Origin of the sequence: Streptomyces sp. NPDC006510, from assembly GCF_040611955.1 — a bacterium.
Lineage (GTDB): Bacteria > Actinomycetota > Actinomycetes > Streptomycetales > Streptomycetaceae > Streptomyces.
Genome location: NZ_JBEXPH010000095.1, coordinates 1 through 22,781 on the forward strand (window position 1 = coordinate 1; position 22,781 = coordinate 22,781).

Below are 22,781 nucleotides of genomic sequence, written 5' to 3' on the forward strand. Positions count from 1 at the left end.
TGTGGGGGCCGGGCCCGGCTGGTGGGTGAGGGCGCTCAGCGCTTGGCCGACCGAGTCGTGCAGTACCGGGGCGAGCCGGTTGCGCACCGCCAGATCGGCCGCCCGGCGTTCGGCCGCGGCCAGCCGGTCCTCCGGCGTCGGGCCCAGCAGCACCGGCGCCCGGCCGGCCAGCAGCGCCCCGGCCAGTGCCGCGCAGCCGGCCGTCGCCGCCAGGATCGCGAGCCCGACGAAGGGGAGCAGGGCGAGAATCCACGGCCGGTCCATCGCCTCGGGCAGACCGAAGGTCCGGGAGTCGCGGATCGACCGGGAGAACGGCAGCGCCATGACGGTCACGGCGAGCGGGGGCACGGTCAGCGTCGTGCCGCTGACGATGCCGCCCAGCGCGAGATGCAGGGTGTACCAGCCGGCGGTGCGCACCCGCGCCTGCCGGGTCCTGGCGGGGCCGTCGGCGAGCGGCCGGTCGCCGGGGATGCCGCACAGCGCACGGGCCGCGGCCACCGAGAGCGGCCGGGCCGGTGCGAAGAGCGCGGTGACCGCGGCCATGGGCAGGGCACAGCCGAACGCGGTGAGCTGGTGGGGGAGGGAGGTGAAGGGGTCGTCGGACGGGCGGAACCAGCCGACGAACACCAGCGCCACCAGGAAGTACGGCATCAGCAGCGCGCCGCCGATGATCAGGTGCAGCCAGCGTCGCCGGGCCCGCCGCCCGAACAGCAGCGTCACGCGCCGGCGCCGGAGGGCCGTGCCGCCGGTGCCGTCCCGGTGGAGCCGGCCGGCCGGGCGGCCGCGCGTTCCGAGAAGAAGTACCCGCCGAGGGTGACCACCAGCGCTCCTAGCAGCATCTGGACACCGTAGATCAACATCATGGCCGGGGTGGGCTGTTCGGAGATGTCCTCGGCCCCGGTCAGTGCGGCGAGGCTCAGCCAGCCTCCCCAGCAGGCCGAGGCCCCGGAGCCGGCCCAGGCCAGGGCGAGCGGCACGGCGAGGGGGAGCGCGGAGCGGCGGCGGAAGGCGAGCAGCAGTACACCGGCGGCTGCGGCGACGGCGAAGAGCGCGTTGAGCGATTCCATGACGTAGAAGGCGCTGTTCCGGTCCGCGGCCCTGCCCTCGTTGAGCCCCGCGGCCGAGCCGGTGGCCCACATCAGATGCAGGACGGCCGGTGCGATCGCGAGCAGCGAGGCGAGGACCGCGGTGGTCCGCAGGGCGGGCCCGGTCGGGCTCGGCCGGAGGTCCCCCAGCGTGCCCTGCCACAGCCGGCCCCAGCTGTCCCGGGCGTACAGCGCGAAGAGGGTGCCGAGGGCGAGGCCCTGGAGGATGAAGCCGCCGTAGACGACGCCGAACACCCACTCGTGCAGGAAGGGGGGCTCGCCGCTCCCGGTACCGGTGCCGTCCCCGCGGACCAGGCCGGCCACCAGCTGCAAGGGGTACCCGGTCATGATCGGCAGCAGCAGCCCGGACGCCACCCACATGGGCAGGACGAGCAGCCAGGCGGGCACCCGCCGTCCCCATGATTGGGTGAGCAGCAGGGCGAGGAGCACGACGGCGCTGTCCAGCAGGATCGTGATGCCGTTGGCGACGATCATCGTGGTGCGGTGGTCGAGCAGCGGGCTGCCGTCCGGGATGCCGATGCGACTGCCCGCGACCCAGGCGGTCTTGAGCGCGATGTACGGCAGGGTGGAGACGATCGTGAGGGTGCGGAGCGCGGTGCGGGCGCCCGGCCGCCGTGCGGGGGCGGACGGAGCGAGCGGTGTCTGTGTCATGACACCCACGCTTCCGTGCGGTCCGCGTCGGCACGTCGTGCCCCGCGACGATCCGTCTCCGCCGCACGGCGGAGAACGGGCCGCCGTCCGGTCATCCCGGCAGGGTGAACAGCAGCTCGTCGGTCTCCTCGCCGCGGGAGTGCGCGTACCCGTGGTCCTTGCCGGTGACGGCGAATCCGCACTTCTCCAGCACCCGGCGCGAGCCGGTGTTGTCGGCCGCCGCCCGTGCGTGCAGCGGGCGTTCGGGTACGGCGTCGAGCAGCGCCGACAGTGCGGCCGTCGCGAGCCCGCGGCCCCACTGCACCCGGTCGATCCAGTAGGTGACCTGGCGGTCGCCCGGGGGTCCGTAGACCCCGGCGTTGCCGACCACCGTGCCGTCCGCGAGCACGGTGCGCATCACGACGGAGCCGTCGGCCAGGATGCGCCGCCAGTGGGCGTCGAACGCATGCCGGTCGGTGGGGTCCTCGCTGGTGAAGGCGGCGGTCCTGACCGCTTCCGGGTCGGACATGAACGCGAAGAACAGCGGCAGGTCGTCCTCCTGGACCTCGCGCAGGGCGATTCGCACGGTCAGAGCCTCCGGGTGGCGAGCGTCAGCCGGTCCCGGGCGTCGAACAGCGCGTCCTTCACCATCTGCTCGTGCGCGGGCGTGAGCCGGGCGACCGGCACCGAACAGCTGATGGCGTCGCGGGCGGGGGTGCGGTACGGGACGGCGACGCCGAAGCAGCGCAGTCCGAGGGTGTTCTCCTCGCGGTCCACCGCGTAGCCCTGTTCGCGGACGAGGTGCAGTTCCTCGATGAGCTTCTCGCGGTCGGTGATGGTGTGTTCGGTCAGCGCGGGCAGCGTCTCGGGGAGCAGCTTGCGGACCTGCTCGTCGCTGTGGGTGGCCAGCAGCGCCTTGCCGAGCGAGGTGGAGTGGGCGGGCAGCCGGCGGCCGACGCGGGTGAAGGGGCGCAGATAGTGCTGGGACTGCCGGGTGGCGAGGTACACCACGTTCGTCCCGTCGAGACGGGCCAGGTGGATGGTCTCCGTGGTGTCGTCGGAGAGCCGGTCCAGAGTCGGCCGGGCGGCCGCGACGACCTCGTCGCCGTCGATGTACGAGGTGCCGACCAGCAGGGCCCGTACGCCGATCCCGTACCGTGTGCCCGTCGCGTCGGTCTCCACCCAGCCCAGCTCCACCAGCGTGCGCAGCAGCATGTACAGGCTGGACTTGGGGTAGCCGACGGCCTCCTGCACCGCGGCGAGCGAATGCATGCCGGGCCGCCCCGCGAAGTATTCGAGCAGTTCCACCGTCCGTACGGCGGACTTGACCTGTGCCCCACCAGATTCGGCTACCGACATCGCCCTACGCCCTTTCCGGCCCACTTGCGAAACCCTGACACTTGTTGAATCCGGCGACTCCTTGCCAACATCGAACGCCCGGAAATAGAGTCGCTTCATATTCACGTTCAGGAACTCTGTTCAGAATACCGAACAACCTCTGATGTGCGGCAGTGGAGCGGAAGGAATCACGGTGGCAGCAGCACCAGTCTGGAGCGTCGACCCCCGCACCGGGAACCCGCGCGAGCAGGTTGCGGTGGAGGCTACAGCGGAGGAGATCGACCGTGCGGTCCGGGCCGCCCACGCGGTACGTGGATCGCTCGCCGACCGCACCGTGCGCGCCGCCTTCCTGCGTATCGCGGCCGATCTGCTCACCGAGGCCGGGGAACACGTCATCGAGGCCGCCGACGCCGAGACCGCACTCGGACCGGCCCGGCTGACCGGTGAACTGGCGCGCACCGCCGCCCAGTTGCGGGCCTTCGCGGAGGTCGTCGACGAGGGCGCCTTCCTCGACGTCCACATCGACCACGCGGACGCCACCCGGACCCCGCCCTGGCCCGACCTGCGCCGCTACAAGATCCCGCTCGGCGTCGTCGCCGTCTACGCGGCCAGCAACTTCCCGCTCGCCTTCTCCGTCCCCGGCGGCGACACCGCGAGCGCGCTGGCGGCCGGCTGTCCCGTCGTCGTCAAGGCGCACCCCGACCACCCGGCCACCTCCGAACTGTGCGCCTCCGTACTGCGCAGGGCGGCGGCCGAGGCCGGTCTGCCCGAGGACGTACTGATCCTGGTGCACGGCTTCGACGCCGGCGTCGAGCTGATCAGGCACCCGCTCGTCGCCGCCGCCGGGTTCACCGGCTCGGTCCGCGGCGGCCGCGCCCTGTTCGACGCCGCGGCGGCCCGCCCCCGCCCCATCCCCTTCCACGGCGAGCTGGGCTCCCTCAACCCCGTCGTCGTCACCGAGGCGGCCGCCGCCGAGCGCGCGGAGGAGATCGGCGCCGGGCTCGCGGGCTCGATGACCATGGGTGCCGGCCAGTTCTGCACCAAGCCCGGCTTCGTCCTGGCCCCGGCGGGCGAGACCGGCGACCGGCTGCTGAAGTCCCTCACCGACGCGGTCAGCGACACCGAGGCCGCGGTCCTGCTCGACCACCGGATGCGCGACGCCTTCCTCGCGGGCGTACGGACCCGGGCCGAACTCCCCGACGTGGCGGCCCCGGTCACCCCCGGCGCGGGCGGCGACCACACCGTCTCGGCCGGCTTCCTCACCGTACCGGCGCACCTCCTCGCCGCCGAGGGCCCGCACGACGAACTCCTGGAGGAGTGCTTCGGGCCCGTCACCGTCGTCGCCCGCTACACCTCCGACGACGAGATCACCGCCGTACTCTCCCGGCTCCCCGGCAACCTCACCGCCACCCTCCAGACCGCCGCGGACGGCACCGACGCCGACGCCCCCGGACTCCTCGCGGTCCTCACCCCGCTGGCCGGCCGGGTCCTCGTCAACGGCTGGCCGACCGGCGTCGCGGTGGCCCCCGCTCAGCACCACGGCGGCCCCTACCCGGCCACCACCTCCACCTCCACCTCGGTGGGCGCCACCGCGATCGAACGCTGGCTGCGCCCGGTCACCTACCAGACGACCCCCGAGGGCCTGCTCCCGCCGGAGCTCCGCGAGGACAACCCCCTGGGCCTTCCCCGCCGAGTGGACGGGCGCCGCGCATGACCGCACAGCTCCCCGAACTCCCCTTCGCGCTCAGCCCGTTCGGCCCGGAGGCAGACTGGACGTACCAGGACGGCGTACTTACCGGCAGGGCGGGCGCCCGCCAGGACCGGTTCGTACCGCCGGGCGGCGCGTCCCTGGACTCCGCGAGCGACGCCCCCCGGCTGCTCGGTCCCGCACCCCGGGGCGACTTCCAGCTGCTCGCCCGGGTGAAGGTCGGCTTCGCGGCCGCCTTCGACGCCGGGGTGCTCTATCTCCACGTCGGGGAACGGGAGTGGGCCAAGATCTGCCTGGAACTCTCCCCGGACCGCCCCACCGTCTGCACGGTCGTCACCCGCGGCCACTCCGACGACGTCAACTCCTTCGTCGTGGACGGCGACAGCTGCTGGCTGCGCCTCAGCCGCACGGGCAACGCGTTCGCCTTCCACGCCTCGGCCGACGGCGAGAAGTGGACCTTCGTCCGCGTCTTCGCCCTCGGCGAGCCGGAGCGCGCGGCCGAGGCGTCGATCGGCTTCCTGGTCCAGTCACCGACGGGCGAGGGCTGCGAGGCGTCCTTCGACCGGATCGCGTTCCGCGCGACGGGCCTGGACGACCTGCGGGACGGGAGCTGATCCGGCCACACGCGTCCGCACACAGGTCGCTCCATCGAACGAATGAGCGCCGATACTCGGCGGAACCGAGTACCGGCCCCCAACCCTCCGGCGACCGCCGGAGGGTTGGATGGGCCGCATGAACACCACTCCCGCCACCGCGGAGCAGCGCCGGGCCGACTTCGAACGCATGGACCGCAACCTCCGGTCGGCCTCCTGGATCGCCCTCGGAACGCTCGTGCCCGTATTCGTCGGCGCCGGCCTCCTCGCGCTGAGCTCGCCCAGGGCGTCCCGCTGCCTGACCTACGGGGAGGAGTGCGCCGACCTCCCCACCGGCTCGGTCCCCGGAAGTTTCGCCGTGGCGCTGGTGCTGGGCATCGCGGCCGTCGCCTGGCCGCGGAAGTGGCTGCCCTTCACCTCCACGCGCGGCTGGCTGCTCGGCCTGCACGGTGCGGCACAGCTCATGATGGCCTCACTGATCCTCAGCTACGCCTGACGCCCGTTTGCCCCAAAGACCCCGGAGGTTCTGGTCATGCCGCCCGCGCACCGCGTCGTCGTCAGCGCGACACCGCCCGTTTCCGTGTTCCGCGTCGCCGTCCCCGAGCGGCTCCTCGGCAGACCGGCCGCACCGGCCGGGGCGGCGGCGCTGTGACCGCCCGGAGCGGGGAGACATTCGGGACCGGCCGCGCGGTCTCCGACATCGAGACGCTGCTCGCCGGGCCGGTACCGGCCGCGGGGCCGACGGTCGCCGAGGGGGAACCGGACACCGGGGAGTGGAGCGCGACGGCGGGAGAGGGCTTCCGGATCGTGCCGCTCTGGGAGAGCGACGACCTCGTGGGCGTGTACGAACGCGAGTGGGAGGAGGCCGAGGAGGCCGCCTCGGGTCATCGCGCCGAGCTCGTCGGCGAGTTGGACCGCCGGTGGGGCGCCCATCGGACGGCGGGCATGCGGGTGCCGATCTTCCGCGACCTCGCGGGCGAGCCCCTGCCGCCGCTGTACCGGGCGCTGTGCGACACGGACTGCCGCGGCGACCTGGCGGTGTGGGGGCCGGTGGACGGCCGGTGGGTCGCGGTCTCCCTCAACCAGTGCGACGGCGACGCACCGATGATCCTGGTGGCCGTGGTCGCCGACCGGCCGATCGTCGAGCTCGACGACGGGGCGTGAGAGGGAATGAGGGAGTCCGCTCCTGTGTTGTGCACGGGAGCGGAAGGTGGCTCCGCCACCACTCGAGCTGTACGTACGAGGACACGGAGAGAAGAAGACACATGCGCGTCGAGATCTGGAGCGACATCGCCTGCCCCTGGTGCTACATCGGGAAGGCCCGCTTCGAGAAGGGCCTGGCCGGGTTCGCCCACCGCGACCAGGTCGAGGTCGTGCACCGGTCCTTCGAGCTCGACCCCGGGCGCGCGAAGGGGGACACCGCGCAGGTGATCGACATGCTGGCGCAGAAGTACGGGCGCACCCGTGAAGAGGCGCAGGCGATGGAGGCGAACGTCGCGGCCAACGCGCAGGCCGAAGGGCTCGGCTACCTCACCGAGGGCCGTGACCACGGCAACACCTTCGACATCCACCGGCTGCTCCACCTGGCCAAGGCGCGCGGGCGCCAGGACGAGCTGCTGAGCCTCGCCTACCGGGCGAACTTCGCCGAGGAGCGGTCCGTCTACGACGGCGACGTGCTGGTCGAGCTGGCCGTCGAGGCCGGGCTCGACGCCGACGAGGCGCGCGCCGTGCTCGCCGACCCGGAGGCCTACGCGGCCGAGGTGCGGGCAGATGAGCGGGAGGCGTCCGAGCTGGGCGCCAACGCGGTGCCGTTCTTCGTGCTCGACCGGCGCTACGGCATCTCCGGCGGCCAGCCGGCGGAGGTCTTCGCCCAGGCGCTGGAGCAGGCGTGGAAGGACCGTCCGCTCACCGCGATCGGCGGGGACGCCGCGGCGTGCGACGCCAACGGCGCCTGCGAGGTTCCGCAGGCCTGAGGCACCACGTCCGGGACCGCGCCCGAATGCCGATTCCGGCGGCAGGCACAAGCGGTGCTTGGCTGTTCCCCTCAACTTTTCGTGATTGACCAGAGGTTGAGGGGCCCCCAGGCTGGGCGCATGGAGACTACTTTGCTCAGCCGTGCGGCGGACGGCGAGTTCGCGCCGAGGACGACCTATCTCAACACTTCCACCTGCGGGCTGCTGCCCCGGCGGACCGTGGCGGCCGTGACGGCGCTCGCCGAGGCGATCGCCTCGGGCGGCACGGACGGTTCCGGCGACTTTGAAGTGGTGGAAGCGGCCCGGACCGGCTTCGCCCGCCTCGCCGGGGTGGACGCCGACCGGGTCGCCGTCGGCAGCTCGGTCTCCGTGCATGTCGGACTGATCGCCGCCTCGCTGCCGCCGGGGGCCGAAATCGTGGCACCCGAGGGAGAGTTCAGCTCCGTCGTCAGTCCCTTCGCGGTCCGCGGCGACCTCAGGATGCGTTACGTCCCGCTGGACCGGCTGGCCGACGCGGTGGGGCCGGACACCGCGCTCGTCGCCTTCTCCTCCGTGCAGTCGGCCAACGGCCGGATCGCCGACCTGAAGGCGGTGCGCGCGGCGGCCGCCGCCCACGGTGCCCGCACGCTGCTCGACGCCACCCAGTCGGCCGGCTGGCTGCCGCTGGACGCCGGGGAGTACGACTACACCGTCACCGGCGGCTTCAAGTTCCTGCTCTGCCCGCGGGGCGCGTCGTTCCTCACCGTCACCGAGGAGGCGCAGCAGAGCCTGCCGCCGGTCTTCGTCGGCATGTCCGCCGCCGTCGACCCCTGGAGCAGTACGTACGGACCGGTCGAGCGGCTCTCCCGGACCGCGCGCCGCTACGACGAACCGCCCGCCTTCCTCTCGTACCACGGCGCCGAGCGGTCCCTCGCGCTGCTGGGCGAGGTCGGTGTGGACGCCATCCATGCCCATGCCACCGGGCTCGCGGCCCGCCTGCGGGCGGGGCTGGCCGGGCTGGGGCACGAGACGGTGCCGGGGGAGTCGGCGATCGTGGCCGTGCCCGGACTGGGCAGGCGGGAGCCGGAGCTCGCGCGGGCCGGTGTGGTGGTCTCGAACCGGGCGGGGAGTCTGCGCGCGGCCTTCCACCTGTACAACACGGAGGCCGATGTGGACCGGGTCCTGGACGTGCTCGCCGGCTGAGCCCGCCTGCCGGGGAATCAGCGGCGCTCGGGGCGGTCCCCGGACCTCCGGCCGGTCGCGACGCGGCTACGACGAATCGCGGTGCACCGGGGCCGGCCCTCCCCACCGATCCGGGCCGGCCGTATCCGTACCGCCCTGGCGCCGATCCGGTCCCACGGTTGCCGGATCGGCGTCGGGCCGCCGCGCGGTCCCGCTTCCGAGCGGGCCCCGACCGCACGCACCTTCGACCGCGCGGTGTTACAAAGGGCAATGGGATCAATCGTTTCGGCCGATTCCGGAGCGCACACATGCGGTCACTCACGGGCAAGCATCCCCGGAGCCTCGCAGGCCAGGTCTTCGCCCTGCAGGTGGCTGTGGTCGTGCTCCTCGTGGTCGCTTCGGTGCTGGCGCTCGTGGTGCAGTCCCGGCGCGACAGCAATACGGAGGCGAGAAACCGCTCCATCGCCGTCGCGCAGACATTCGCTCACTCACCGGGCCTCCTGGCCGCGCTGAAGGCCCCTGATCCTTCCAGCGTGCTCCAGCCGCTCACCGAGGCGGGGCGGAAGGCGGCCGGCGTCGACTTCATCGTGGTGATGGACACGAAAGGGATCCGCTACACGCATCCTCGGCCGGAGCTGATCGGGAAGAGGGTCGTCGCCACCCTCGCGCCGGCGCTGGCCGGCCACGTGTACACCGAGAGAGTCAACGGCCCGCTCGGCCGCGAGGCGCAGGCGATCGTCCCCGTCCACGATCACGCGCAGGTCGTGGCCCTGGTGGCTGCCGGCATGAAGGTCGCGAACGTGACCGGCGCGGTGGCACGGCAGATTCCGATCATCCTCGGTGCAGGAGCGGTTGCGCTCGGAGCGGCCACGAGCGGGACGGCGCTGGTGGCCAGGCGGCTGCGGCGGCAGACCCACCGTCTGGGCCCTGCCGAGATGACTCGGATGTACGAGCACCACGACGCGGTGCTGCACGCCGTGCGTGAAGGCGTGCTCATCGTCGGCGAAGACGGTCGACTGCTGCTGGCCAACGACGAGGCCAGGCGGCTGCTGGAGCTGCCGCTCGACGCCGAGGGACGACGCATCCCGGATCTGTCCGGCCTTGATCCCGGCATGGCGGAGCTGCTGACCTCGGGGCGCGCGGCCACGGACGAAGTGCACCTCGCGGGGGGCCGACTGCTCGCGGTGAACCAGCGGCCCACGGACCGTCACGGTGGCCCCCAGGGGACAGTCGCGACCTTGCGTGACTCCACAGAGCTGCGGGCGCTGTCCGGTAGGGCGGAGAACGCCCGCGAGCGGCTGCGCCTGCTGTACGACGCCGGTCTCGGCATCGGTACCACCCTCGATGTGGTGCGCACGGCCGAGGAACTGACCGAGATCGCGGTGCCCCGGCTCGCCGACTTCGTCACCGTCGATCTGGCCGAACCGGTCCTCCACGGGGACGAGCCGACCAGTACCGACATGGACATGCGCCGCACTGCTGTACGCGGCATCCGGGACGACCATCCGCTGTACGAACTCGGTCAGCTGATCAGCTTTCTCCCCTCCACGCCACAGGCGCGGGCCTTCGCCACCGGCCGGCCGGAGCTGGTGCCAGAGCTGTCCGACGCACCCGGCTGGCTCGCCCAGGATGCGGAGCGGACACGGATGATCGTCGATTACGGCGTCCATTCGCTCATCACGGTGCCCCTCCAGGCGCGGGGCGTCATCCTGGGCATGGCCAACTTCTGGCGCTCCGAGAAGCCCCAGCCGTTCGAGGAGGACGATCTGTCCCTGGCCGAAGAACTGGTCGCCCGGGCGGCCGTCAGCATCGACAACGCCCGCCGCTACACCCGTGAGCACGTCATGGCCGTGACGCTGCAACGCAGCCTGCTCCCGCGGGCCCTGCCCGAACAGAGCGCGCTCGATGTCGCCCATCGCTACCTGCCCGCACTCTCCGGGGTGAGCGGGGACTGGTTCGACGTGATCCCGCTCCCGGGCAGTCGGGTGGCGCTGGTCGTCGGGGATGTCGTCGGCCACGGCCTGCACGCGGCTGCCACGATGGGACGGCTGCGCACGGCCGTGCACAACTTCTCCACACTCGACCTGCCGCCCGACGAGATCCTCAGCCATCTGGACGACCTGATCGGGCGCATCGACCAGGAGGAGGCGGAGTCCGACGCCGACGCGGGGATCATCGGGGCCACCTGCCTGTACGCGATCTACGATCCCGTCTCCCGTCACTGCGCCATGGCGCGGGCCGGGCATCCGCTGCCCGCACTGGTCCGGCCCGACGGCAGTGTGTCGTTCCCCGACCTGCCGGCCGGCCCACCCCTGGGCCTGGGCGATATGCCGTTCGAGACGGCGGAACTGGAAGTGGCGGAGGGCACACAGCTCGTCCTCTACACCGATGGGCTCATCGAGGACCGCACCCGAGACATCGACGTGGGGATCGAGCTGCTGCGTCAGGCCCTGGCGTGCCACCCCGACCGGTCGCCGGAGGAGAGCTGTCAGGCGGTGCTCGACGCGCTCCTGCCCAGTCGGCCGAAGGACGATGTGGCGCTGCTCATCGCCCGGACACGGGTGATCCCGCCCGACCGTGTCGCCGACTGGGGCGTACCGTTCGATCCCGCCGCCGTGGCGGGGATGCGTACTGTCGTGGCCGAGAAGCTCGACGACTGGGGTCTGTCCGACCTCGCGTTCGCCACGGAACTGGTGCTCAGCGAGTTGATCACCAACGCCATCCGCTACGGCTCCGCGCCGGTCACCGTACGACTGCTGTACGACCGCACCCTGACCTGCGAGGTGGCCGACAGCAACAGCACCTCGCCCCATCTGCGCTATGCCGCCGCGATGGACGAAGGAGGCCGCGGTCTCTTCCTCGTCGCCCGACTGAGCGAACGCTGGGGCACCCGTTACACCTCCCAGGGAAAGGTCATCTGGGCGGAGATGGCGCTGCCCCGGCCCGGCGGGAGCGCGGACGGCACGGCGTGGCCGGCCATCCTCGACGCGGAACTCTGACCGCCGGACCGGCAAGCCTCCGGGGAACGCCGCTCGAAGGCTTCGGAGAGCACCGCGAGCTCGTCGTCCATCGCCCGGACCCCGCCCTCGCGCTACTCCCGGCCGGAGCCTTCCAGCGGCTCGCTGCGCCACTTCCACGAGGTGACGCGCGGGCGGCCGGGCAGCTCGCCGCGGCCGGTGGCCCAGCGCAGTACGGCCCACCGGTCGGCGTCCTCGGGGGCGTCCGGGAACAGCCGGGCCAGCACCCGGTCGCAGAGGCCGGCGGGCGGGGTCCAGTCGACCTCCAGGCTCGCGGCGAGATCGTGCGTGTGCACCAGGGTCTCGACGATCCCCATCGCGGCGAAGCCCTCCGGGTCGGACACCCCGTAGGAGTGGTACGAGCGGAGCTCCGGCGGGGACGTCCGTACCATCGCGGCGAGCAGCGCGCCGCTCGCCTCCAGCGTCCGGAGCAGCCCGGCGGGCCCTTCGGACCGGTCCGCGAAGACCGCGTTGAACGGACCGCCCTCGCGGTCGGCGCTCCAGCGGAACGGGACGTACGCGTCCAGCGCCGGCCGCTGCGGGCCCAGTTGGGCCGCGTAGGAGAAGAGGTCGTCGCTCAGATGCTCCGCGGTCTCCCAGCAGCTCCACTCCAACGATCCCGCCGGGACCTGCCAGTCGTCCACCGGGGACTTCTGGAGCGCGGCGACCGCGAGACGTACCGCGGTGGTCACGTCGTCCGCCGTGACCGGCAGCCGGATCCCGGTCAGGGCGGCCCGTTCCGCCGCGCCGCACTCGACGCAGAACTCGTTGCCCTCGGGGTCGGCGAGCGTCGCCCAGCCCCGCCCGTCCGGCCTGCGGTGGTCGGCGACGAGGGTGGCGCCCAGGCCGAGCAGTCGCTCGACCTCCTCGTCCCGGGTCCGGTCCTTCGGCTGAATGTCCAGGTGGACACGGTTCTTGGCGCTCTTGGGCTCCGGCACCTGGATGAAGAGCAGCGCGGCACCGGGGGATTCGACGAGGGCCTCGGGATCACCGGGGGCGTCGTTGTCAGAGATCCGCGTGCCGAGCACCCCGGCCCAGAAGCCGGCCAGCTCGTAGGCGTCGGCGCAGTCGATCGTGATGTGACGTACGAGTGAGGTCATGGCCCCACTGTCTCCGGGCGGGGCCGTCATGGTCCACCTGCTTTTGACGGAGGCGGGTGGTGCGACGCCTCTCGCACCACCCGCCCCTGTCCCGATCCGGCGGTCCTCACCTCACCGGCGTGAAGTCCCGCGCCCCGATGAACTCCGGCCGCCGCGCAGGTGCCGAGAACGGTTCCTCGGCGGCGTTCTCCACGCTGTTGAAGACGATGAAGACATTGCTGCGGGGGTACGGAGTGATGTTGTCGCCCGAGCCGTGCATGCAGTTGCAGTCGAACCAGGTCGCCGAACCCGCCTTGCCCGTGAAGAGCTTGATGCCGTGCCGGTCGGCCATCTTCGTCAGCGCCTCGTCGGACGGGGTGCCGGCGTCCTGCATCTTCAGGGACTGCTTGTAGTTGTCCTTCGGTGTCTCGCCCGCACATCCGAGGAACGACTTGTGCGAGCCAGGCATGATCATCAGCCCGCCGTTGGTGTCGTGGTTCTCGGTCAGCGCGATCGATACGGACACCGCCCGCATGTTCGGAAGACCGTCCTCGGCGTGCCAGGTCTCGAAGTCCGAGTGCCAGTAGAAGCCCGAAGCGCCGAAGCCCGGCTTGACGTTGATCCGGGACTGGTGGACGTACACGTCCGAGCCGAGGATCTGACGGGCCCGGCCCACCACCCGCTCGTCGCTCACCAGCCGGGCGAAGATCTCGCTGATCCGGTGGACCTCGAAGACCGAACGGACCTTCTGCGACTTCGGCTCGATGATCGAGCGCTCGTCGGCCCGCACCGCCGGATCGGCGATCAGACAGTCCAGCTCGGTGTGGAGGACGGCCACCTCGTCGGGCGTGATCATCCGGTCCACGGTGAGGAAGCCGTCGCGCTCGAAGCCCTGGAGATCCTTCACGCCCACCGGCCCCGGGGTGCCGGGCGCGGACCAGATCACCGGGTCCTGACGGGGGGTTGTCATCTCGGCGGTGCCGCGTGTCGGGTAGAGGTCGGCGCGTACATCGGTGGTCATGGCTCAGCCCTCCTCGGTGAGCAGCGGGTAGACACCGTTCTCGTCGTGCTCCTCCCGCCCGGTGACCGGCGGGTTGAAGACACAGACGCAGCGGAAGTCGGTCTTCGGCCGCATGGTGTGGTGTTCATGGCCGTTCAGCAGATACATCGTGCCGGGGGTGATCCAGTGCTTCTCGCCGGTCTCGTCGTTGGTGAGTTCGGCCTCGCCCTCGACGCACAGGACGGCCTCGATGTGGTTCGCGTACCACATCGACGTCTCGGTGCCCGCGTACATCGTTGTCTCGTGGAGCGAGAAGCCCACCTTCTCCTGCGCGAGCACGATGCGCTTGCTCTCCCAGGTGCCGGAAGCGGCCTTCACATGCCGGTCGGTGTTCTCTATGTCACTGAACGATCGGACGATCACGGTGGGTCGGTGCCTTTCTCTCTGTAACGGTGGTTCTCGTCTCACCCGCGTCGGGGCGGGTCCGGGATCAGGCGGTCTCGCGGACCGCGCGGGCCAGCGTGCGCAGCCCCTCGTCCAGCTCCTCGGGGGTGACGGTCAGCGGCGGCAGCAGCTTCACGACCTCGCTCTGCGGGCCGGAGGTCTCGACCAGGAGACCCAGCTCGAAGGCACGGGCACAGATCGCGGTGGCGCGCGACGTGTCGGTGAACTCCATGCCCCACACCAGGCCGCGGCCCCGGAACTGCGCACCGAGCCGGGCGTGTTCGTCGCAGATCGCGAGCAGCGTCTGCTCGATCTGCTCGCCCCGGGCCAGGGTCTGCTTCTCCATCTGACCGTCCGCCCAGTAGGCGTCCAGCGCGGCGGTGGCCGTGACGAACGCCGGATTGTTGCCGCGGAAGGTGCCGTTGTGCTCGCCCGGTCCCCAGATGTCCAGCTCCGGGTTGAACAGGCAGAGCGACATCGGCAGGCCGTAGCCGCTGATGGACTTCGACAGGGTGACGATGTCGGGGGTGATGCCGGCCTCCTCGAACGAGAAGAACCCCCCGGTGCGCCCGCAGCCCATCTGGATGTCGTCGACGATCAGGAGCATGTCGCGGCGGCGGCACAGGTCGGACAACGCCCGCAGCCACTCGGTGCGCGCCACATTGATGCCGCCCTCGCCCTGCACCGTCTCGACGATCACCGCGGCGGGCTGGTTGAGGCCGGAGCCCTGGTCCTCCAGGAGCCGCTCGAACCAGAGGAAGTCGGGTACCCGGCCGTCGAGGTAGTTGTCGAACGGCATCGGGGTGCCGTGCACCAGGGGGATTCCGGCCCCGGCCCGCTTGAAGGCGTTGCCGGTGACGGCGAGCGAACCCAGCGACATGCCGTGGAAGGCGTTGGTGAACGAGACGATCGACTCGCGCCCCTTCACCTTGCGGGCCAGCTTCAGCGCGGCCTCGACCGCGTTGGTTCCGGTCGGTCCGGGGAACATCACCTTGTACGGGAGGTCACGCGGGCGCAGCACGTTGTTCTGGAAGGACTCCAGGAAGGCGCGTTTCGCGGTGGTGGCCATGTCGAGACCGTGAGTGATGCCGTCGCGCTCGATGTAGTCGATCAGCGCGCGTTTCAGCACCGGGTTGTTGTGGCCGTAGTTGAGCGATCCCGCGCCGGCGAAGAAGTCCAGGTAGGAGTGGCCGTCCTCGTCGGTCAGCCGGGCGCCCTGCGCACGGTCGAACACGGCGGGCCAGCTGCGGCAGTAGCTCCGTACTTCCGACTCCAGGGTCTCGAAGACACTCAGGGCGGGCGGGGTGATGGTCACAGGGGATCTCCTGCTTGAGGGGGGTGTGTGACGGGCGGCGGTGCGGGCGAGCTCGGGTGTGGAACGGGGCGGTGCGGGTGAGCTCAGGTGTGGAGCGGGTCGCTACGGACGTGTTCACGCGTGGAACTGGTCGGCGCGGACGGGCTCACGCGTGGAACGGGCCGATGCGGTACAGGACTTCGGGCAGATGCGTGTCCTCGGGGAACAGCCCGCCGTCGAAGAGCACCTCGCGTTCCAGGGCCACGTCATGGCGCTGTGCGTACGACATGAACAGCCGGTCCGACGCGGCGTTGTCCGGGGTGACGGTCGTCTCGACCGAGGCCAGGCCGTGCCCGGCGGCGACCCGCGAGGTCAGCGCGTCCAGCAGCTTGCCCGCCAGACCGGTCCCGCGGTGGCCGTGGTCGACGGCCACCTGCCAGACGACGAGCGTCCCGGGGCGGTCCGGCCGGAGATATCCCGTCACGAAGGCGATGGGCTCGCCGGCCTCGTCGCGGGCGACCACGGAGGTCGCCGCGAAGTCACGGCACCACAGCAGGTAGCTGTACGAGGAGTTGAGGTCCAGGACCTCGGAGTCGCGGGCGATGCGCCAGATCGCGGCCCCGTCCTCCACTCGTGGGGTGTCGATGGTGATGAATTCGCTTCGGGCACGTGCAAAATCTGCTGGTGCGGCGGTCATGCAAATTGAATTTACCCAGCAAATTCTCAAATTGCATCGAGGCGAGGGGTTGGGTGGGGTGGTCAATTGTGTTATCACGCGGGCGCGTGCCCCGGCGCGACCGGACTGTGATTTCCCCCGTTTTGGGTGCTATTTATCCGGCATAACGGTCGTGATGTGGAGTCGGTCACATGCTTGTAACTCTCGGGCGACGCACCGGAATTGCGTGGATCGGGCCCGTCCGGAACCTCTGAGAACTCGGGTGTTTAGGGTTCGGGAAACCGGGCAGAAGAATGCGGGGAGCTGCTCTGAATAAAGCAGCTCCCCGCATTTATGGAATATTGGCGTTCCGGTGCGTATTTATTTGCTCGGCCAGGTTTCCGAAACGGCCTTGCGGGCAGCCTCGAAGTCGACCTGCCGGCCCGCATCGGCCAGCGCCGCCCCCAGAGCCGCGAGCGAGGACAGCACCGCGCCCCGCGTCGCATCCACACCGTAGTGATTGACCCGGATCATCTCCTTGGACAGCGCGCCCCCGCCCGCGATCAGCGGCAGCGAGGGGTCGGCCGCGAGTGCCCGTGCGACCAGTTCGGCGGCGTCGACGCCCTCGGGGGCACGCAGCGTCGTCGCGACCGGCGCCGCCTCCCCGGCCGCGTGCACATATGGCGAGAGGCCGCCGCCGAGCGCCACCGCACCCGCCCGCGTCGCCCCGGCGGCCGCGGCGTGACGGGCCATCAGCGCGTCCAGGCCCTCGGTCTCGATCCGCTCCACACAGGCCTCCAGCGCCAGCATCTCCAGCTGGGCCGGGGCGTGCAGCAGGGCCCGGCGGCCGCCGTCGATCCAGCGCTCCTTCCAGTCCAGGAGCGAGAGGTACGAGCGGCGCGGAGCCTCGGGGTTGGCGGCGATCCGCTCCCAGGCGCGCTCGCTCACCGATACCGCCGACACCCCGGCCGGGCCGCCCATCGCCTTCTGTGCGCCGATCACGCAGAGGTCGACGCCCCACACGTCCGGCAGCAGCGGCTCGGCACCCACCGAGGCGACGGCGTCCAGCATGAACAGCGCCCCGTGCGAACGGACCACCTCGCCGATCTCGGCCACCGGATTGGTGTTGCCGGTCGCCGCCTCCGCGTGGACCAGGGAGACGAAGTCGATCTCCGGGTGCTCGGCCAGCGCCCGCGCGACCTGGTCGGCGGTGACCGCCGTGTGGAAGGGGACCGCGAGATCGACCACATTTGCACCGCAGTCCCGCAGCCAGTTCCCGAAGGTCTGCCCGTACGGCCCGGTGACGACGTTCAGCGCGGTCGAGCCGGGCCGGGCGCCGCCCCGGATGCAGCCTTCGAGGGGGAGCAGCGCCTCGCCCTGCATGATGACGACGTCCTGCTCGGTGGCGAGGAGGCCGGCCACCCGCTTCTCGATGGCCGCGAAGTGCGCGGCGGTGAGCGGGGCGAGGTCGAGGAAGGGGTGCGTCACGGTGGTGCTCTCTTCGGGTCGGTCGGGTCGGTGCGCGGTGTCGCGCACGGGCGGTGCTTCCGTCGAAGCGTACCCAGGGCCCCGCGTGCCGCCTCGTACAGTGCTGCTCATGAGTGATCACAAGGCATCGCAGGTGCTGCACGTGAAGGGGCGGGTGCTCGTCGGTCCCGACGACGTCCGGGACGAGCTCTGGGTGGTCGACGGGCGGATCTCGTACGGGAGGCCGGCCGCCGCGGACGGGGCGGTGACCGTCACCGGCTGGGTGCTGCCGGGCCTGGTGGACGCCCACTGCCACGTCGGGCTCGACCACCAGGGCGCCGTGGACGCGGCGACCAGTGAGAAGCAGGCCCTCGCCGACCGGGAGGCGGGAGCGCTGTTGCTGCGGGACGCGGGTTCACCGGCCGACACCCGGTGGATCGACGACCGCGAGGACCTGCCGAAGATCATCAGGGCCGGACGGCACATCGCCAGGCCCCGCAGGTACACCCGGAACTACGCCCACGAGATCGAGCCGGACGAGCTGGTCGCGTACGTCGCGCAGGAGGCGCGCCGCGGCGACGGCTGGGTGAAGCTGGTCGGTGACTGGATCGACCGGGAGGTGGGGGACCTGACCGCCCTCTGGCCGCGCGAGGAGGTCGCGGCGGCCATCGCCGAGGCGCACCGGCTCGGTGCCCGGGTCACCGCGCACTGCTTCGCCGAGGACTCGCTGCGCGATCTCGTCGAGGCCGGGATCGACTGCATCGAGCACGCCACCGGGCTGACCGAGGACACGATTCCGCTGTTCGCCGAGCGCGGCGTGGCGATCGTTCCCACTTTGGTCAACATCGCCACGTTCCCCTCGCTCGCGGCGGGCGGCGAGGCCAAGTTCCCCCGCTGGTCGGCCCATATGCGGCGGCTGCACGAGCGGCGCTACGACACGGTGCGCGCGGCGTACGACGCCGGGGTCCCGGTCTTCGTCGGCACCGACGCGGGCGGTGTGCTCGCCCACGGACTGGTGGCGGACGAGGTCGCCGAGCTGGTGAAGGCGGGCATCCCGGCCCTGGACGCGCTGTCCGCGACGACCTGGGGCGCACGGCAGTGGCTGGGACGGCCGGTGCTGGAGGAGGGCGCCCCGGCGGACCTGGTGGTGTACGACGAGGACCCCCGGGCGGACGTACGGGTACTCGCGGCGCCGCGACGGGTGGTGCTGAACGGACGGGTGATCGGCTGAGTCCGGCGGCCCTGCGACCGGGATGCGCCGTGCTGACGGGCAGTTACCGAAACCCTGCCCTGTCGTTGAAACACCTTTGCGCGCACCCCGGCGCAGCCTGGCTCCGGCACCGCTCGCGCTCAGCGGATCGGGTGACCCGGAGGAACGCACGTACCGAGATATTCGAATACAGGCGCGGAAACCCCCCTTTGGGGTGAACTCACGTCAGGTGTCCGCAAGTTCACCCTCCGTGCGTAAAGCTTTCGGGGTCGAGGCCACCGGAGCTCTCGATGTCCCCCATTGGACAGCACCGGTGGCTCCATGTCTCTTGTGGGGGTTCCACCACTTTGAACAGCAACACCTTCCGCCTGGCCGCCCTGGCGGTCGCCGCCGCTCCCGTCGCCCTGCTGGTCGCCGCCCCGGCGCAGGCCTCCACCGCGACCACCACGACCACCGGCGACGGGAAGGCGAGTGCGGTCGTGCTCCGTGCCGCACTCGACGTCTCGCTCCTGAACAAGACGGTCGACGTGCCGCTCAGGGCCACGCTCAACGAGGTGCAGGCACCCGCCGACGCCAAGGAGACCGCGCTCAGCGTGCGGCTCGACGGCGTGGAGGGCGGCCGGCCGGTCAACGTGCTCGCCGCCGATGTGGCCACCGCGAACGCGACCGTCGACAAGCACCGGGCCGAGGGCTACAGCAATGTGGTCAAGGCCCGGGTCCATGTGCCCGGACTGCCGCTGCTCTCGCTGATCGAGGTGGAGAAGGTCACGTCCAAGGCGGTCTGCGAGGTCGGCAAGAGGCCGGTCGCCGAGTCGAACGTACTGGGGCACGTGTCGATTCTCGGCAAGCGCATCAACCTCACCGCGGGCGGCACCACGCAGATCACGGTTCCGGGTGTCGGCGAGGTGACCCTCGACCTCTCGAAGACGCACACCACCTCGCGCACCGCCGCGGCGACCGCGTTGCGGCTGAAGGTCTCCGTCAACCCGCTCAAGCTGAATGTCGCCGATGTGCAGGGTGAGGTCACCCTCGTCGAGGCGACCTGCGAGACGCCGAAGGCCACCGGACCGGGCGGCGGTGACAGCGGCGGTTCGAGCAGCGGCGGTTCGAGCAACGGTGGTTCGAGCAACGGGGGCTCGAACAGCGGCGGTTCGAGCGACGGCGGTTCCAGTGACGGCGGCAGCTCCGGCAACGGGGGAAGCACGGCCGGTTCCACGAGCGGCGGCAACAGCGGCGGCAGCGGCAGCGGTGGCAACAGCGACGGCGGTGTGAAGCCGCAGACGGGCACCGGCCACGAACCGGCCGTCGACTCGAACCTCGCGGAGACGGGCGGCAGCTCCGCCACTCCGTACATCGCGGGCGGCGCGGCCGTACTGCTGGCGGTGGGCGCCGGGGCGGTGGTCGTGGCCAGGCGCCGCGCCCAGGGCTGACCCCTTCCGAGGCCCGAGAGGGTCCGGGGAGCGACGTTCGTGCGACGGAACGCCGCTCCCCGCAGGCACGACGCAACGCGGGGAACGGCGGCCCGTCAGCGCACGGCCGCGCCCAGCGTCTGCAGTGCCTGGTCGAACGCCTGCAGGAAACGGTTGGTCGTGGCACGGTCGCGTACGGCCAGCCGCAGCCACTCGGGACCGAGCCCGGGAAACGTATCTCCTCGCCGCGCCGCGAACCCCAGCAGCCGCAACCGCTCCCGCACCTCGGCGGCCCGGTCCAGCCGCACCAGGACGAACGGCGCCTCGGCCGGCCCGGCCACCCGTACCTCGGTGAACTCCAGGAGACCCGCCACCAGATGGGCCCGGTCCACCGCGATCCGCTCCGCGGCGGCAGCCGCCTCGGCCAGGGCCCGCGGTTCCATGCACGCCTCGGCAGCCGTCAGCGCCGGGGCCGACACCGGCCACAGCGGCTGGGCCTCCTCCAGCGCGCGGACGGTCCCCGGATCGGCCAGCACATAACCGATCCGCAGCCCCGCGAGCCCCCAGGTCTTGGTGAGGCTCCGCAGCACGACGAGCCCCGGGACGTCCGTACGCCCGCACAGTGTTCCGCGCTCGCCCGGCACCGCGTCCATGAACGCCTCGTCGACCACCAGCGTCCGGCCGGGACGCGCCAGTTGCTCCAGCGTCGCCGCCGGATGCAGCACCGACGTGGGGTTGGTCGGATTGCCGACCACCACCAGATCCGCGTCCTCGGGCACCGCCGACGGGTCCAGCCGGAACCCGTCCCCGGCCCGCAGCAGCACCCGTCGCACCTCGTGCCCGGCCGCGCGCAGCGCCGCCTCGGGCTCGGTGAACTGCGGATGGACCACGACCGGGCGGCAGGCCGGCAGCGCCCGCGCGAGCAGCACGAACGCCTCCGCCGCACCCGCCGTCAGCAGCACCCGCTCCACCGGCAGCCCGTGCCGGGCCGCGACCGCCGCCCGCGCCGGACGGCCGTCCGGGTAGGCGGCCAGGGAGCCCAGCGACGCGGCTATCCGCTCCCTCAGCCAGGCCGGGGGAGTACCGGCCCGTACGTTGACGGCGAGATCGGTCAGATCCCGGTCCCGTCCCCGTACTTCCGCGTCACCGTGATGCCGCAGATCGTGCGTGCCCGCGCCTGTCGCGTCGGGACTTTCAGTCGGAGTGTGCATGACCGCCGTGGGGGTGGTGGTGGTGATGGCCGTCGTCGTCGGGACGGGAGGCCGGCTGCCGCGGCCGTCCCGACCCGCCCGCTAAGTACGGCAGAACGACTATGCGCCCGGCACCCGGCTCCACGCAACGGTCGGGACCGGGCGGTACATCCGGTGCCGCGGGCACGACGGCCGCCCGCCCGCGCGGCCCGCGGCGCACCACCGCACAGGTCGCCATCGGCGCCCGCCCGCGCGGGGCCGACTTCCGCTTGGGCACGAGGAGCTCACCCCCCTCGGCGAGCGCGGCGGCCTCCGCGACCGACGGCGTTCCGACCGCGGCGAGCGGTGCGCCGGACGGACCGGGCACCTCGATACGGGCCAGCTTCCCGGCCGGGTACGTCCGCAGCGGTACACCGAGCGCCGCGGCGGCGGCGACGATGCCGGGCTCGTCCGCCTTGGCGTCCACGGTCACCAACTCCGCGATGCTCAGCGGCGAGAGCCCGGCCTCGCGCAGGGTGTCCCGGACCAGCGCGAGGATCTCCTCGGCCGGTGCGCCCCTGGACGCGCCGACCCCGACGGCGAGCGACGCGGCCGCGTCGACGGCTTCGGACATGGAGCGAAGTCCTTTCGGAGGCGGGGGGAGGAGGGGCGGGGCGGGGAACAACGGGGGCGGAACGCGGGGCGGGTGACGGGGCGCGCTGAGATGCGCGCACCGGGGTCAATCGGCTAGCAAGAGCGCATGGCGGTGTTCGTCGCGCTCGGCGCGTTCCTGATGACCCTGGCAGGCGGCTGGGTCGCCCAGCGCGTCACCGACCGCCGCCACCTGGTGCTCGGCTTCGCCGGCGGACTGATGCTCGGAGTGGTCGGCCTGGACCTGCTGCCGGAGGCGATCGATGCCGCGGGCGAACCCGTCTTCGGTGTCCCGGCCGCCCTGCTGCTGTTCGTGGGCGGCTTTCTTCTCGCCCACCTCGTGGAGCGGCTGCTCGCCGTACGCCGGGCGGCACGCGGCGCGGGCGAGGAGCGGGTGCCGCAGGTCGGGCTCACGGCAGCGGCGGCGATGGTCGGCCACAGCCTGATGGACGGCATCGCACTGGGCGCGGCCTTCCAGGTGGGCGCCGGCATGGGAGCCGCCGTCGCCCTCGCCGTCATCACGCACGACTTCGCCGACGGCTTCAACACCTACACGATCACCAGCCTGTACGGGAACGCCCGCCGCAAGGCCATGATCATGCTGTTCGCGGACGCCCTGGCGCCGCTGGTGGGCGCCGCGACGACACTTCTGTTCACCCTTCCGGAGGAACTTCTCGGCTGCTATCTCGGTTTCTTCAGCGGCGCACTGCTCTACCTCGCCGCAGCCGAGATCCTCCCCGAGGCACACCACGCACACCCGGCCCGCTCCACGTTGCTGTGCACCGTGGCCGGGGTGGGCTTCATCTGGTTCGTGGTGGGCATCGCGGACTGAGCACCGGGCCGGTTCCGGAGCCGGGCCACCGGGCCCGACACCGGA

Annotated in this window: 19 protein-coding genes and 2 pseudogenes; 10 read left to right on the forward strand and 11 right to left on the reverse strand. The window is 71.8% G+C overall.

What is annotated here, in order from left to right; all coding sequences use genetic code 11:
- The 4 genes and pseudogenes from ABZY11_RS25770 to ABZY11_RS25785 form a co-directional block, all read right to left on the reverse strand.
- Positions 1-720 (reverse strand): annotated as a pseudogene (locus ABZY11_RS25770) (histidine kinase); the annotation flags it as partial.
- The gene (locus ABZY11_RS25775) at positions 717-1,757 is read right to left on the reverse strand and encodes a hypothetical protein (RefSeq protein ID WP_356481406.1); all 1,041 of its coding nucleotides are present in this window, start codon (positions 1,755-1,757) and stop codon (positions 717-719) included. The pseudogene ABZY11_RS25770 and the gene ABZY11_RS25775, both read right to left, overlap by 4 nt.
- A gap of 91 nt (positions 1,758-1,848) precedes the next feature.
- A complete protein-coding gene (locus tag ABZY11_RS25780; protein WP_356481407.1) occupies positions 1,849-2,322 on the reverse strand; it encodes a GNAT family N-acetyltransferase in 474 nt (157 codons plus the stop codon).
- 2 nt (positions 2,323-2,324) lie between these two features.
- Positions 2,325-3,095, reverse strand: coding sequence for an IclR family transcriptional regulator (locus ABZY11_RS25785; RefSeq protein ID WP_356481408.1), 771 nt, complete (start codon positions 3,093-3,095; stop codon positions 2,325-2,327).
- Positions 3,096-3,267: 172 nt separating this feature from the next.
- Here ABZY11_RS25785 and ABZY11_RS25790 point away from each other — a divergent pair, with 172 nt between their 5' ends.
- The 7 genes from ABZY11_RS25790 (at position 3,268) to ABZY11_RS25820 (ending at position 11,508) form a co-directional block, all read left to right on the forward strand.
- The gene (locus ABZY11_RS25790) at positions 3,268-4,788 is read left to right on the forward strand and encodes an aldehyde dehydrogenase (NADP(+)) (RefSeq protein ID WP_356481409.1); all 1,521 of its coding nucleotides are present in this window, start codon (positions 3,268-3,270) and stop codon (positions 4,786-4,788) included.
- Positions 4,785-5,396 (forward strand): DUF1349 domain-containing protein, encoded by a 612-nt coding sequence (locus tag ABZY11_RS25795; protein ID WP_356481410.1) that lies wholly within the window; start codon positions 4,785-4,787, stop codon positions 5,394-5,396. The genes ABZY11_RS25790 and ABZY11_RS25795 overlap by 4 nt, the downstream gene beginning before the upstream one ends.
- Positions 5,397-5,514: 118 nt before the next feature.
- Positions 5,515-5,871, forward strand: coding sequence for a hypothetical protein (locus ABZY11_RS25800; RefSeq protein WP_356481411.1), 357 nt, complete (start codon positions 5,515-5,517; stop codon positions 5,869-5,871).
- A gap of 152 nt (positions 5,872-6,023) precedes the next feature.
- On the forward strand, positions 6,024-6,539 hold the full coding sequence (locus ABZY11_RS25805; RefSeq protein WP_356481412.1) for a hypothetical protein: 516 nt from the start codon (positions 6,024-6,026) through the stop codon (positions 6,537-6,539).
- A gap of 101 nt (positions 6,540-6,640) precedes the next feature.
- A complete protein-coding gene (locus ABZY11_RS25810) occupies positions 6,641-7,348 on the forward strand; it encodes a DsbA family oxidoreductase (RefSeq protein ID WP_356481413.1) in 708 nt (235 codons plus the stop codon).
- A gap of 120 nt (positions 7,349-7,468) precedes the next feature.
- Positions 7,469-8,530: an aminotransferase class V-fold PLP-dependent enzyme gene (locus ABZY11_RS25815; RefSeq protein ID WP_356481414.1), complete on the forward strand. Its 1,062-nt coding sequence runs from the start codon at positions 7,469-7,471 to the stop codon at positions 8,528-8,530.
- Between the two features lie 287 nt (positions 8,531-8,817).
- Positions 8,818-11,508, forward strand: a complete 2,691-nt coding sequence (locus tag ABZY11_RS25820; RefSeq protein ID WP_356481415.1) for a SpoIIE family protein phosphatase — start codon at positions 8,818-8,820, stop codon at positions 11,506-11,508.
- Positions 11,509-11,600: 92 nt separating this feature from the next.
- On the opposite strand, the gene ABZY11_RS25825 is transcribed toward ABZY11_RS25820, so the two are convergent.
- The 6 genes from ABZY11_RS25825 to ABZY11_RS25850 form a co-directional block, all read right to left on the reverse strand.
- Positions 11,601-12,626 carry a VOC family protein gene (locus ABZY11_RS25825; protein ID WP_356481416.1) on the reverse strand — a complete coding sequence of 342 codons (1,026 nt, stop codon included), beginning with the start codon at positions 12,624-12,626 and terminating at the stop codon, positions 11,601-11,603.
- 106 nt (positions 12,627-12,732) lie between these two features.
- Positions 12,733-13,626: an ectoine hydroxylase gene (gene thpD / locus ABZY11_RS25830; RefSeq protein ID WP_356481417.1), complete on the reverse strand. Its 894-nt coding sequence runs from the start codon at positions 13,624-13,626 to the stop codon at positions 12,733-12,735.
- Positions 13,627-13,629: 3 nt separating this feature from the next.
- Entirely contained in the window at positions 13,630-14,028 is a 399-nt protein-coding gene (locus ABZY11_RS25835) for an ectoine synthase (protein WP_093539722.1), read from the reverse strand.
- Positions 14,029-14,095: 67 nt separating this feature from the next.
- Entirely contained in the window at positions 14,096-15,364 is a 1,269-nt protein-coding gene (gene ectB / locus ABZY11_RS25840; protein WP_356481418.1) for a diaminobutyrate--2-oxoglutarate transaminase, read from the reverse strand.
- 145 nt (positions 15,365-15,509) lie between these two features.
- Complete coding sequence (ectA, locus tag ABZY11_RS25845) at positions 15,510-16,040, reverse strand: diaminobutyrate acetyltransferase (RefSeq protein ID WP_356481419.1); 531 nt, start codon at positions 16,038-16,040, stop codon at positions 15,510-15,512.
- A gap of 339 nt (positions 16,041-16,379) precedes the next feature.
- The gene (locus ABZY11_RS25850) at positions 16,380-17,486 is read right to left on the reverse strand and encodes an aminotransferase class V-fold PLP-dependent enzyme (RefSeq protein ID WP_356481420.1); all 1,107 of its coding nucleotides are present in this window, start codon (positions 17,484-17,486) and stop codon (positions 16,380-16,382) included.
- A gap of 109 nt (positions 17,487-17,595) precedes the next feature.
- Between ABZY11_RS25850 and ABZY11_RS25855 the strand changes: the two genes are divergently transcribed.
- Entirely contained in the window at positions 17,596-18,696 is a 1,101-nt protein-coding gene (locus ABZY11_RS25855) for an amidohydrolase family protein (protein WP_356481421.1), read from the forward strand.
- Positions 18,697-19,022: 326 nt separating this feature from the next.
- Complete coding sequence (locus ABZY11_RS25860; RefSeq protein ID WP_356481422.1) at positions 19,023-20,105, forward strand: SCO1860 family LAETG-anchored protein; 1,083 nt, start codon at positions 19,023-19,025, stop codon at positions 20,103-20,105.
- 95 nt (positions 20,106-20,200) lie between these two features.
- Here the strand turns inward: ABZY11_RS25860 and cobC are convergent.
- Positions 20,201-21,860, reverse strand: a pseudogene (cobC, locus tag ABZY11_RS25865) (Rv2231c family pyridoxal phosphate-dependent protein CobC); the annotation flags it as partial.
- Between the two features lie 153 nt (positions 21,861-22,013).
- Here cobC and ABZY11_RS25870 point away from each other — a divergent pair.
- Positions 22,014-22,736, forward strand: a complete 723-nt coding sequence (locus tag ABZY11_RS25870) for a ZIP family metal transporter (protein ID WP_356481423.1) — start codon at positions 22,014-22,016, stop codon at positions 22,734-22,736.
- The last annotated feature ends 45 nt before the right edge of the window (positions 22,737-22,781 follow it).

Excerpts from the sequence above, each read along its gene's own strand:
- ABZY11_RS25855 (WP_356481421.1), top strand. The coding sequence starts at position 17,596 with ATGAGTGATCACAAGGCATCGCAGGTGCTGCACGTGAAGGGGCGGGTG.
- ABZY11_RS25800 (WP_356481411.1), top strand. The coding sequence starts at position 5,515 with ATGAACACCACTCCCGCCACCGCGGAGCAGCGCCGGGCCGACTTCGAA.
- ectA (WP_356481419.1), bottom strand. The coding sequence starts at position 16,040 with ATGACCGCCGCACCAGCAGATTTTGCACGTGCCCGAAGCGAATTCATC.
- ABZY11_RS25775 (WP_356481406.1), bottom strand. The coding sequence starts at position 1,757 with ATGACACAGACACCGCTCGCTCCGTCCGCCCCCGCACGGCGGCCGGGC.
- ABZY11_RS25810 (WP_356481413.1), top strand. The coding sequence starts at position 6,641 with ATGCGCGTCGAGATCTGGAGCGACATCGCCTGCCCCTGGTGCTACATC.
- ABZY11_RS25820 (WP_356481415.1), top strand. The coding sequence starts at position 8,818 with ATGCGGTCACTCACGGGCAAGCATCCCCGGAGCCTCGCAGGCCAGGTC.
- ABZY11_RS25825 (WP_356481416.1), bottom strand. The coding sequence starts at position 12,626 with ATGACCTCACTCGTACGTCACATCACGATCGACTGCGCCGACGCCTAC.
- ABZY11_RS25795 (WP_356481410.1), top strand. The coding sequence starts at position 4,785 with ATGACCGCACAGCTCCCCGAACTCCCCTTCGCGCTCAGCCCGTTCGGC.
- ABZY11_RS25785 (WP_356481408.1), bottom strand. The coding sequence starts at position 3,095 with ATGTCGGTAGCCGAATCTGGTGGGGCACAGGTCAAGTCCGCCGTACGG.
- ABZY11_RS25870 (WP_356481423.1), top strand. The coding sequence starts at position 22,014 with ATGGCGGTGTTCGTCGCGCTCGGCGCGTTCCTGATGACCCTGGCAGGC.
- ABZY11_RS25815 (WP_356481414.1), top strand. The coding sequence starts at position 7,469 with ATGGAGACTACTTTGCTCAGCCGTGCGGCGGACGGCGAGTTCGCGCCG.
- thpD (WP_356481417.1), bottom strand. The coding sequence starts at position 13,626 with ATGACCACCGATGTACGCGCCGACCTCTACCCGACACGCGGCACCGCC.